This window comes from Phyllobacterium sp. P5_D12 (genome assembly GCF_054049495.1).
Genome location: NZ_JBFUMG010000122.1, coordinates 1 through 10,521, shown reverse-complemented (window position 1 = coordinate 10,521; position 10,521 = coordinate 1). Strand labels below are relative to the sequence as shown.

The 10,521-nt window shown below is 57.7% G+C and carries 11 protein-coding genes and 1 pseudogene; 5 read left to right on the top strand and 7 right to left on the bottom strand.

Annotated elements, in window-relative coordinates; all coding sequences use genetic code 11:
* Positions 1-714, bottom strand: a 714-nt coding sequence (locus ACXJ5O_RS10655) for a S10 family serine carboxypeptidase-like protein (RefSeq protein WP_457299872.1), incomplete at its 3' end; no start/stop codon positions are given.
* Positions 715-929: 215 nt separating this feature from the next.
* Here ACXJ5O_RS10655 and ACXJ5O_RS10650 point away from each other — a divergent pair.
* The 5 genes and pseudogenes from ACXJ5O_RS10650 to ACXJ5O_RS10630 all read left to right on the top strand — a co-directional run bounded on the left by ACXJ5O_RS10650 (position 930) and on the right by ACXJ5O_RS10630 (position 4,478).
* The gene (locus tag ACXJ5O_RS10650; RefSeq protein WP_457299871.1) at positions 930-2,309 is read left to right on the top strand and encodes a cytochrome P450; all 1,380 of its coding nucleotides are present in this window, start codon (positions 930-932) and stop codon (positions 2,307-2,309) included.
* A gap of 219 nt (positions 2,310-2,528) precedes the next feature.
* The gene (locus ACXJ5O_RS10645; protein ID WP_457299870.1) at positions 2,529-2,915 is read left to right on the top strand and encodes an MbcA/ParS/Xre antitoxin family protein; all 387 of its coding nucleotides are present in this window, start codon (positions 2,529-2,531) and stop codon (positions 2,913-2,915) included.
* Positions 2,875-3,636, top strand: coding sequence for an RES family NAD+ phosphorylase (locus tag ACXJ5O_RS10640; protein WP_457299869.1), 762 nt, complete (start codon positions 2,875-2,877; stop codon positions 3,634-3,636). Before ACXJ5O_RS10645 ends, ACXJ5O_RS10640 begins: the two co-directional genes overlap by 41 nt.
* Before the next feature lie 73 nt (positions 3,637-3,709).
* A complete protein-coding gene (locus ACXJ5O_RS10635) occupies positions 3,710-4,033 on the top strand; it encodes an ArsR/SmtB family transcription factor (RefSeq protein WP_114427901.1) in 324 nt (107 codons plus the stop codon).
* A pseudogene (locus ACXJ5O_RS10630) lies at positions 4,030-4,478 on the top strand (SRPBCC family protein). The gene ACXJ5O_RS10635 and the pseudogene ACXJ5O_RS10630 overlap by 4 nt, the downstream one beginning before the upstream one ends.
* Positions 4,479-4,528: 50 nt before the next feature.
* On the opposite strand, the gene fghA reads toward ACXJ5O_RS10630, so the two are convergent.
* From fghA to ACXJ5O_RS10600, 6 genes are all read right to left on the bottom strand, one after another.
* Positions 4,529-5,362 (bottom strand): S-formylglutathione hydrolase, encoded by an 834-nt coding sequence (gene fghA, locus ACXJ5O_RS10625; RefSeq protein WP_457299868.1) that lies wholly within the window; start codon positions 5,360-5,362, stop codon positions 4,529-4,531.
* 12 nt (positions 5,363-5,374) lie between these two features.
* A complete protein-coding gene (locus tag ACXJ5O_RS10620; RefSeq protein WP_112531057.1) occupies positions 5,375-6,025 on the bottom strand; it encodes a DUF1345 domain-containing protein in 651 nt (216 codons plus the stop codon).
* Between the two features lie 6 nt (positions 6,026-6,031).
* Complete coding sequence (locus ACXJ5O_RS10615; RefSeq protein ID WP_457299867.1) at positions 6,032-6,502, bottom strand: GNAT family N-acetyltransferase; 471 nt, start codon at positions 6,500-6,502, stop codon at positions 6,032-6,034.
* Positions 6,502-7,614 (bottom strand): S-(hydroxymethyl)glutathione dehydrogenase/class III alcohol dehydrogenase, encoded by a 1,113-nt coding sequence (locus tag ACXJ5O_RS10610; protein WP_457299866.1) that lies wholly within the window; start codon positions 7,612-7,614, stop codon positions 6,502-6,504. Before ACXJ5O_RS10610 ends, ACXJ5O_RS10615 begins: the two co-directional genes overlap by 1 nt.
* A gap of 154 nt (positions 7,615-7,768) precedes the next feature.
* Positions 7,769-8,134: a hypothetical protein gene (locus tag ACXJ5O_RS10605; RefSeq protein WP_457299865.1), complete on the bottom strand. Its 366-nt coding sequence runs from the start codon at positions 8,132-8,134 to the stop codon at positions 7,769-7,771.
* 11 nt (positions 8,135-8,145) lie between these two features.
* Positions 8,146-10,521 (bottom strand): S10 family serine carboxypeptidase-like protein (locus tag ACXJ5O_RS10600; RefSeq protein WP_457299864.1); only part of this gene is annotated, 2,376 nt, incomplete at its 5' end.

Below are 10,521 nucleotides of genomic sequence, written 5' to 3'. Positions count from 1 at the left end.
ATATGAAACACCATAGAGATATTTGGGCGATTCCTGGCGTTGATTGGCGTTGATATATTGKATGATGAAATCGGCGAGTACGCTTGCGTCATCATCGACTCCCCAAAAATCATCATTTTTATTAGGAAAGATGGCTTTGGAATAGCCCGTTCCAACCGGGTCAACGAAGACGAGGTCCGTCTTGTCGAGCAACGTGTTGGGGTTATCGGCTAACGCAAACGTTGGCGCATTCCAGTCGAACCGCATCGGTCTAAGGAAACCAACGTCCATCACTGCCGAAGCGCCGCCCGGCCCTCCATTGAAAATGAAAGTTAACGGACGTGTGGTCTTTGGCAGGTCTTGCCGCGTATAGGCCGTATAGAAAATTGCCGCCTTCCCAAGACTGCTCGCCGAAGCGTTGCGGGAGCTTTCGGCCTTTAGATGTCCGGCCGTTACCGCGAATCGTATCAGGCTGCCTTTCAGATAAATCCCATTTATTTTGCTGGTTGGCCTTTCATTGAATTCGTTCTCGTAAAACTTGCCCTCTGGCCCATAGTCAGGATCACTCAAGAACTCAGGATGAATAGCGGGAATGTCCGGTTCTTGCTTAGCCTGCGAGAAATCCGGAATTTTGAACGTGCTGATGGCTGACGTAGCTGCATCCTCGTCCTCCGAACTCCCGCTGCACGACGCCAGAAAGACCGCCAGAACAAGCCAGCACAGGCGAAAAAGCATGGTGAAAAACCTCACAATATCGATTTGAATATGTTTCTGATATGTTCTTCAAAAAAGGCTGCGCGAAATAGACTGTCGGGCGTATTCAGGCTGGACCAGAACGCATTCGGCTCTTTGCGTCGACGTAGCAATTAGTAGGGTAAGGAGCCGCCAATTCCGGTCAATTGGTAGACTTTTTCCCCGCTTGTCCCCACATCCATGGGCGGAGGTTATGAATGGATACGATACCGACCGCTTTTGTCCCGCCGGCGCCAGTACCCCGTACCGGTCCGGTCGGCACATTGCAGCTTATCCGCACCATTTACCGCAACCCGCTCGAATTGTGGGGCGAGCCTTCTTACAATGAGCCATGGGTTTCCATCGACTGGTCCTTCGCCCATACGATCATCGCCAATGATCCGGGACTGATCCGCCATGTGCTCGTCGACAACGCGAAGAATTACAAGATGGCCGCGGTGCGCCAGCGCATCCTGCGCCCCATCCTGCGCGATGGGCTGCTGACAGCGGAAGGCGATGTCTGGCGGCGTTCGCGCAAGGCGATGGCGCCGGTTTTCACGCCGCGCCACATCGATGGTTTCGCGGAGAGCATGAAGAGGACAACCGATATTTTCGCTAGTCGCTACGACGGTCTGACCGGCACGACCGATGTGTCGCGTGACATGACCATGCTGACCTATGACATTCTTGCGGACACTTTGTTTTCCGGAGAAATCGCCGGTGATCCGGACCAGTTTTCCCACGAGGTCGACCGCCTGTTCGAAACCATGGGCCGGGTCGATCCACTCGATCTCCTCGGAGCACCTGCATGGCTGCCGCGCTTCACCCAGATAAGGGGCCGCCGCGCGCTCGCCTTCTTCCGCCAGATCGTCGCTAACACGATGGAGATGCGCAAGGCCCGCATGGAAAAGGAAGGCGACAAGGTCCCGAACGATTTCCTCACGCTTCTGCTGAAAGCCGAAGGGCCGCAGGGGCTTTCGCGCGCCGAGATCGAAGACAACATCATCACCTTCATCGGCGCCGGCCACGAAACCACGGCGCGGGCACTGGGGTGGACACTGTATCTGCTGGCAAAGGCGCCATGGGAACGCGATCTGATCGAGCAGGAGATCGATACTTTCATGGGTCAGCGCGAGGTCCCACCGCCGCACCGATGGCTGGACGCCCTGCCCTTCACCCGCTCGGCATTCGAGGAGGCCATGCGGCTTTATCCACCCGCGCCATCGATCAATCGCGAGCCGATCGAAGACGACCAATACAAGGACCTGGTGCTCCCGAAGGGTGCCGCCGTCCTTGTCATGCCCTGGACAGTACACCGCCATCGCCTCTACTGGGAAAACCCCGAAGCCTTCATGCCATCGCGTTTCCACCCGGAAAACCGCGACAGGATTGATCGGTTCCAATATCTGCCATTCGGTGCCGGGCCACGTGTCTGCATCGGCGCAAGCTTTGCCCTGCAGGAGGCGATCATCGCTTTGGCGACCCTGCTCCATCGCTATCGCTTCGATATCGCAGAGGATATAAAGCCATGGCCCGTGCAGAAACTGACGACACAACCGGACGGCGGATTGCCGATGAGTGTGACGGCGCGGAGGTAGTGCCCGCGAGGTTGATGCCGATTATCTCTCCCCTTGTGGGAGAGAAAGTGATTTCAGCATCTTAGCCCTTGCTAAGTGCTAGAAATCACCAGAGAGGGGATTACAATCATCGTACTACCCCCTCTCTTGGATTTTCCACGAGGAGGAGGTAACGGGCGGCGCACCCCTTGATTTCACCAGAAATTTAATGTACGTTTATTTCCAGTGAAAGGACGCTCCATGCGAACCACCGCGCAACCCATTATCGACACCCCAAGCAAGACCGCCGTTGTGTCCAAGGCGCTGCTGCGTTCCGCTGAATTGCTCGGCCTGACCGCCAGAGAGCTGTCAACCGTCGTCGGTCTGTCCGAACCCAGCATTTCCCGGCTCAAGCGCAGCGAGAGTAGCGGCGGCCCGCTCACTGGCAAGAGCTACGAACTCGCGCTCCTGTTCATCCGCCTCTACCGTTCGCTCGACGCGATTGTCGGCGGCGACGATAGCGTAGCGCGGCAGTGGATGCGAACTGACAACACCATGCTCGGCGGCAAGCCGCTCAACCGGATTAAAACCATTGACGGTCTCGCCCATGTCCTCGCCTATCTGGACGCCCGCCGCGCTCCTATCTGAATCGCGATCCCTGCACGGCGCATGCTGGCGTCTGGTTGAAGCGCAGCACCGCGTTTCCACAATGAAGCTGGTCGATACACTCGATGAGCAGGCCCTGCTTGAAGACGAGCTTGAGGCCACCAAGCCCCCGCTGCCGCCAGCGTGCGTACATCTCGATTACCTGTTGGCGACGCCGTTTCGCTATGGCCGCTATCCCGGCAATTCGCGCTTTCGGCGCGAAGGTTATTCGCCCGGGGTTTTCTATGCCAGCGAGAACGTTGAAACCGCTGTGGCCGAAACCGCCTTCTACCGCCTGCTCTTCTTTGCCGAAAGTCCGGCGACACCCTGGCCGCGAAACGCCCTCGAATTCACCGCGTTCGAAGCGCGCTATGCCACCACCAGCGCAATCGATCTGACCGCAGCGCCCTTCATCAAGCAGGCGCCGCAGTGGACGCATCTGACTGATTATTCCGCTTGTCTCGATCTTGCCGAAAAAGCGCATGAGGCGGGTATCGACCTCATCCGCTATCAATCCGTGCRCGATCCACTTGGCGGGATCAATCTTGCACTGCTCTCCTGCGGCTGCTTTGCCATGCCGAACCCTGTTCGCATGACGACATGGCGGCTGCATTTTTCCAGCCACGGCGTCAACGCCATCTGCGACTATCCCGAACTCAGGCTTGGATTCAGCCGGGAGATTTTTGCCAACGACCCGCGTCTGGCAGAAAAGGCCAGATCATAATTTCATTTTTTCGGCTTGACATATTCATAACTGTAGAGTTATTGATCTATTCATAGCTCGAGGGTTATCAATTATGGACACAACAGCCGACGGTATTTTCCGCACTCTCGCCGACCCGACACGCCGCGCGATTTTCGAGCAGTTGATGCGGCACGGCGAGCAGAACGTGCGGGGCTTGACGGAATATTCCGGCATCTCGCAGCCCGCCGTATCCAAGCATCTGGGCGTGCTCAAGCTTGCCGGCCTGGTGCGGGATAGGCCCGACGGGCGCCAAACCCACTATAGCGCAGAACCACAAGGTCTTGCGCCGCTGATCGACTGGATGGGCCTCTACGGCGCATTCTGGCGTGAGCGGTTCGATCGTCTCGAAGATTTGCTAAACAGGATGGACCAATGACTCAACATGCCACAGCTACAGCCACACGTTCCCTCATCGTCGAACGGGAAATGCCGCACGCGCCGGAAAAGGTCTGGCGCGCACTCACCCAGGGCCCGCTCATCGCTGATTGGCTCATGAGCAACGACTTCCAGCCTGTCGTCGGTCACAGGTTCAACTTCCGCGCCCCGCCCATGCCGAACTGGAACGGCGTCACCGACTGCGAAGTCCTGGTGGTAGAGCCGCAGCAGCCCCTCTCCTATAGCTGGAGCGCCTCAGGCGATGAAGCCGAAACGGCGTCAAAACAATTGTCACCTTCACGCTCACCCCGGTTAATGGCGGCACGTACCTGCGCATGGAGCAATCCGGCTTCGGTCAAAACGACGAGGCCAACTATCGCGGTGCACAATATGGCTGGCAGAAATTCATCGGACAGCTCGAGCACGTGGTCGGCAGCCTCGACTGAGCGGCAGAATATCTGCGACCATCTCAAACCGATGAGATGGTCGCAGACATTTAAGACAGTCTGTCAGCATGCCAGGCAATATGATCCGCCATTAAGGTCGAGATAAAGAAATATGAGTGGTCGTAGCCGTCGCGCATGTTGAGCGTCAGCGGGATGCCGGCTTTGGCACAGGCCTCTTCCAGCAACCAGGGCCGCAGCCCGTCATCAAGAAAGCCATCGGCCTTACCCTGATCCACCAGCAATTCGGGCACGCGGTAGCCGTCCTCGATCAGCGCCACGCTGTCATAGGCGCGCCACGCCGCTTCATCGCTGCCGAGATATTTCTCGAAGGCGGGACGCGACCAGCCCGCAACCATCGGCCTTGCAATGGGCGCAAACGCCGACACTGACCTGAAGCGTTCCGGATTTTTCAAGGCCAGGGTGATGGCGCCATGCCCGCCCATGGAGTGGCCAAAAATGCTCTGTCGCGTCACGTCGACTGGAAACTGCGCGGCAACCAGCTCGGGAAGTTCATAGGCGATATAGCTCGCCATGCGATAATTCGTCGACCAGGGTTCCTGTGTGGCATCCAGATAGAAACCGGCACCGCTGCCGAATTGCCAGTTGTCCTTTTCGTCGGGGACATTCTCGCCGCGCGGGCTGGTATCCGGGCAGATGATCGCAATTCCAAGCTCGGCGGCAACGCGGCGGTATTCGCCCTTGTCCATGACATTCTGATGAGTACAGGTCAGGCCCGACAGGTACCAGAGCAGCGGCACCGGATGCTCTTTTGCCTGTGGCGGCAGGAAAACCGCAAAGGTCATGTCGCACTGACAGGCGTCGCTGCGATGGCGATAGACGCCCTGGATACCCTCAAAGCTTTTGGCAATCGATAACGTTTCCATAAATTCCCCTGATTATTGACCCAGCGAAACGATGACGTTGACAGCGGCCGCAACAAGCACCGTGTTGAAGATATACGAGACAATGGCGTGTAGCAGATTAATCTTGCGCATATCTGTACTGGTGATCGCAGTATCCGATGTCTGGGCCGTCATGCCGATGACGTATGAGAAGTAGAGAAAATCATAACCGCCGGGCTCCTTGTCGCCCGGGAAGTCGAGCCCGCCGACATGTTTGCGGGGCGTCTGCTTTGCACCCTCCGCCGTCTCGTCCGGCTGCCAGTAGAGATGGGCATAGTGGATGGCGGCCATCATGTGCACGGTGAACCAGCCAAGCGGCACTGCGGCGAGAGCCAGTGAGAGGTCGAAAGGATGCGGATCCTCACCGGAATTGATCAGCACGAACAGCGAGCTGACTGCGACGACGACCGTGCCGAAGGTCACCGCAAAAATGATCCACACCGGTTCATCGGATTTGGCCGCGTTGCGGTGCAGGTATTCCGGCGTCAGTTTCCGGACCTTGATGATGGAAAGAACCAGATAGATCACGAAGAAGACGTTGGCCGCGACGACATAAGCATTGCGTGGCGCGAAGAACAGCGCCAGAGCGAGAGCGACGAGCCCAACAGCCGCGGCAAGATAGAATGGATTATGCCGCTTCCACATCGCTTGTCACTCCGTGGTCAGCACAGCGGGGCGCTGCATGTCGACATGGGGAATCCCGTCTTCGAGATATTCTTCCGAGACCGGCACGAAACCGAAGGATTCATAAAACCGCAGCAACTGGCTTTGCGCCGATAGTTTGATCGGGCTTTCGGCATAAAGCCGCTCGCATTGTGCGATGGCCTCGACCATGAGCCTGTCGCCAAGCTTCTTGCCGCGGTGCTCAGGCGCAACGACAACCCGRCCGATCCGGGCAGCCGGATCGGTCTTCGCGGGTTTGCGGATTCGCGCGCTCCCGACAAGATCGCCCCCCGAAAGCAGACGAAGGTGGAGTGCATCCAGATCCTTGCCGTCAAGCTCGGGATAGGGGCATTTCTGCTCGACCACGAAAACATCCACCCGCAATTTCAGCATGTCATAAAGGTCACGCGGGCTAAGCTCGTCCAGCCCGCTCAAGACGACCTTGACATTCTGTTCCATCAAAATGTCACAACGCTGCGGATCGACTTGCCCTCATGCATAAGGTCGAAGGCGGTGTTGATCTCGTCGAGCGGCATGGTGTGGGTGATGAGCGAGTCGATGTCGATCTTGCCTTCCATGTACCAGTCGACGATTTTCGGCACATCCGTGCGGCCGCGCGCGCCGCCGAAGGCTGTGCCGCGCCAGTTGCGTCCGGTGACGAGCTGGAACGGACGTGTCGAGATTTCCTTGCCGGCCTCCGCAACGCCGATGACGATGCTGGTGCCCCAGCCGCGATGACAGCATTCCAGCGCCTGGCGCATGACATTGGTATTGCCGGTCGCGTCGAAGGAGAAATCCGCGCCACCGTCGGTCAGGTCCTGAATCGCCTGCACGACCTTGTCGTTGCCAACCTCGTTGGGATTGACGAAACCGGTCATGCCGAATTTCTTCGCCATAGCCACCTTGCCGGGATTGAGATCGACGCCGATGATCTTGTCCGCGCCGACCATGCGGGCACCCTGAATGACGTTGAGCCCGATACCGCCGAGGCCGAACACCACCACATTGGCGCCAGGCCAGACCTTGCCCGTATAAATGACAGCCCCGATGCCGGTGGTGACGCCGCAACCGATATAACAGATCTTGTCGAAAGGCGCGTCTTCACGCACTTTCGCCAGTGCGATCTCCGGCAGCACCGTGAAGTTCGAGAAAGTCGAACAGCCCATATAATGGAACACCTCGCCGCCATCGCAGGAGAAGCGGCTGGTGCCGTCGGGCATGACGCCCTGGCCCTGCGTGGCGCGGATCGAGGTGCACAGGTTCGAGCGCTGCGACAGGCACGTCTTGCACTGCCGGCATTCGGGCGTGTAGAGCGGGATGACGTGATCGCCGACCTTCAGCGAGGTCACCCCCGCGCCGATCTCGCGCACGATGCCCGCGCCCTCATGGCCAAGAATGGCCGGGAATTTTCCTTCGGAATCAAGGCCGGAAAGCGTGTAGGCGTCGGTATGGCAGACGCCGGTCGCCATGACTTCCACCAGCACCTCGCCGGGCTTGGGGCCGCCGATCTCGATTGTTTCGATGGTCAGCGGTTTCTTGGCTTCCCAGGCAACGGCGGCGCGCGATTTCATGATTGTCTCCCAATGCGTCTCGATCAATGCAACGTAGTGATTTGCTGGTTGCACTATCAGGATCGCACCAAGGGTCGTCAATCGGACCGGCGACATTTCTCGCCGGAAATGGCGCGCTTCCTATGGCACGCCATGTGCCACAGCCTGCCGTCGCCTACTCCACCACCTGCACTTTCGCCGCAACCCTTGCTCTGGCGGCAGGCAGGGGCGAGCGGCCATCGAAGAAGGTCTGCACCTCATCGAAACTGGCATAGCCGTCATGATTACTGTCGATCTCGGTGAAGTGATCGGCGACGAAGCCCCAGCCGGCATCGGCGGCAGCTTGCGTGGTCAAGAGGTGATTGGACTTTGCCGCAGCGCCGAATTTGGCACGCAGCTCCAGGTCAAGCAGCTTCTGGATCGAAGCCGCATCCTGCTTTTCCGTTTTGGCCCCAGGTTCCGGATCCCAAATGCGATCGCCGGCATGAACCGACCCGGCTATTGCGGAGAAGAGAAGCGCGATGATGATAGTACGCGACATGGTCATGGATCCTAATGCAGGGCTATGGCAGGGACAGGGGTACGCTGCACTGGCACGGTAGCGACAAGCTCACGGGCTTTGACAATTGTCGGCCCCGTGCCATACGGCGGAGCATCGTAGAAGTCGTCGAGCGTCTTCTTCAGCGGCGCACGCGCCTTTTCCGAATAGTAGATCATATGGCCGCCTTCGAAGTTCTTGACCGGAATGCGGTCAAGCAGGGTGGTTTTCTTCACGGGGTCAATCTCGACACCTTTGAGATCCAGCTCCGTGCGGTAAAAAGGTGTCGCCGTATCGTAATAGCCATGTACGGCGAGAAGCTTGAGCGAAGGATTCATTCCGAGTGTCGCTACAATATCCAGCAAGCCGTTTCTCGACTCTAAGCCCTTCCAACTTTCAAAAGCACCAGCAGATGGATGATACCAGCTATCCCAGGATGAATTTACATAAGATGATGTCGCTTTATAATTTGCTTCTCGAGGAAAAAGCGAAGTAATGGCGTTGTAAAAAGCACGATCTTCGAAGAAGTCTATGTTGTACCATGGTGTCTCCCTTATTCCGGCAACGGGATCAAACTCATGACTGCGCGGGAGATACATCCGGGCATCGTAGGTGTAAAAAACAACATTCTTTAGAAGATCCTTCGCGGCAGAACTCGATGATCCCGTATATTTCGAGATATCGACACTTTTCTTGGATGCAAGGGCAGGCAAATAAGTGTCTGTCATGAAACTGCGCAACTCTTGAGCATAGACGTCGGGCGTTGTCGTTGCCGGTATTGTGATTTTTCCAATAGCAATCGCTGTCATGGCAGCCGTGGGCAGCATGGCCGCATCTTTGTCGCCAGCATAAAATCCCGGTGAATGGAAGACGACGCCAGTCAAAACCTTGGTTTTTGCGCCGGGTGGGCTGGCGTCAAAGCCTTGCTCACCCGCTGCCTCCATGGCACGCGCCAGCTTCGGTACACGGGTACCGCCTGCATAGGATTCACCATAGAGATATTTGGGCGATTCTTGGCGTTGGTTGAAATTGACATAACGCTGAATGAACTGATGCGACAGTTGCACGTCGGCGGTGACATCCCAGAAGCTCTGATTGGTCTTTGGAGCGATTGCTTGCGAGTAGCCAGTGCCCGGTATGATATCGACGAAGACAAGGTCTGTTTTATCCATGAGGGATTCCTTGTCGTCGACCTGATTGAATTTGTCCGGCGGGTTGTCAGCCCATTCCGGCTTGACGTTCGGCGCATCGATGACGAGCCGTTTGGGCGCAAAGGACGTAAGATGCAGATAGATCGATGACGCGCCTGGCCCGCCGTTGAAGAAGAAGGTGACCGGGCGATCCTCCTTCGGCAGATCGTCTCGGGTATAGGCGGTATAGAAGATCGAGGCTTGCGGGTCCTGCTTTTCCGGGTTCTTGGCAAAGGCGGTCAAGTGACCGGCCGATGCTGTGTACCAGAAGGTCTTGCCGTTCAGCGTCATCTTGTGGCGCATGACCGAGGGCTTCTCATCGACGGCAGCAGCGAGTTGTGCGCCCGCCGAACCATCATATTTCGTTTTGTCTTCCAGTTTGAAGTCGGCCGGCGCATAAAGCTTGTACGCCTCCTCGTCGAAGCCGGCGCGGGTGAAGAGCGCCGCCACGGATTTGACCGGCGCGAGCTTCTTCAATTCACCCGCTGCCTCGATGGTCTTGCCATCCTTGACGAAAGCCTCGACGGCGCGAAGCGATGCGCTTTCCGCCGTCAGACCTGCGGCATCGAGGATCTTCGCGGCTTCGGCAAACCGTCCGGTCTCGATCAAACCATCGCTGCGGATATGCGCTGCTTCGAGTTTTGCCGTTTTGGTATCCTCGAGCGCATCATTCTTCAGCTTGTCGAGACGCACCAATTCGACCTTGGCCTTTTCGATCGATCCGTCCTTGCCCTCATATGTAGCCAGCTCATCCATGGCCAGCTTGATCTTGCCCGGCTTTGCCGGGTCTTTCGGGTCCCCCGTCAGGGCGGTGAGTTCGTTTGTGCGAGCCGACAGCTCCTTTTCGGCCAGTTTGATCGTGCCCAGCTTTTTCTCGTCATTCGCGCCGTTGGGGTCGCCCTTCAGCACATCCCGGTCTTTTTCCAGATCGGCAAGGATCGCTCTCGCCCTGGCGATCTTGCCCGGGTCGTCGCCCTCGCGTTCGTAATCCGCCAGCGTGACCTTGGCTTTCTCGATCCTGCCGCCCAGTCCCTCAAGCCCGGCAAGCTCCTCTTGCAGCGCCTTGAGCGTCGTGCTCGCCGTTTCGACTTCCCCGGTCTTGGCAGCCGCCGCGACGAGCAGCCCAGCCAGTTGTTCTTCACCCTGCTGGATTTTGGCCGCAAGCGCCGCATCTGCCTGTTCGGTTTGGGTGAGTTTGGT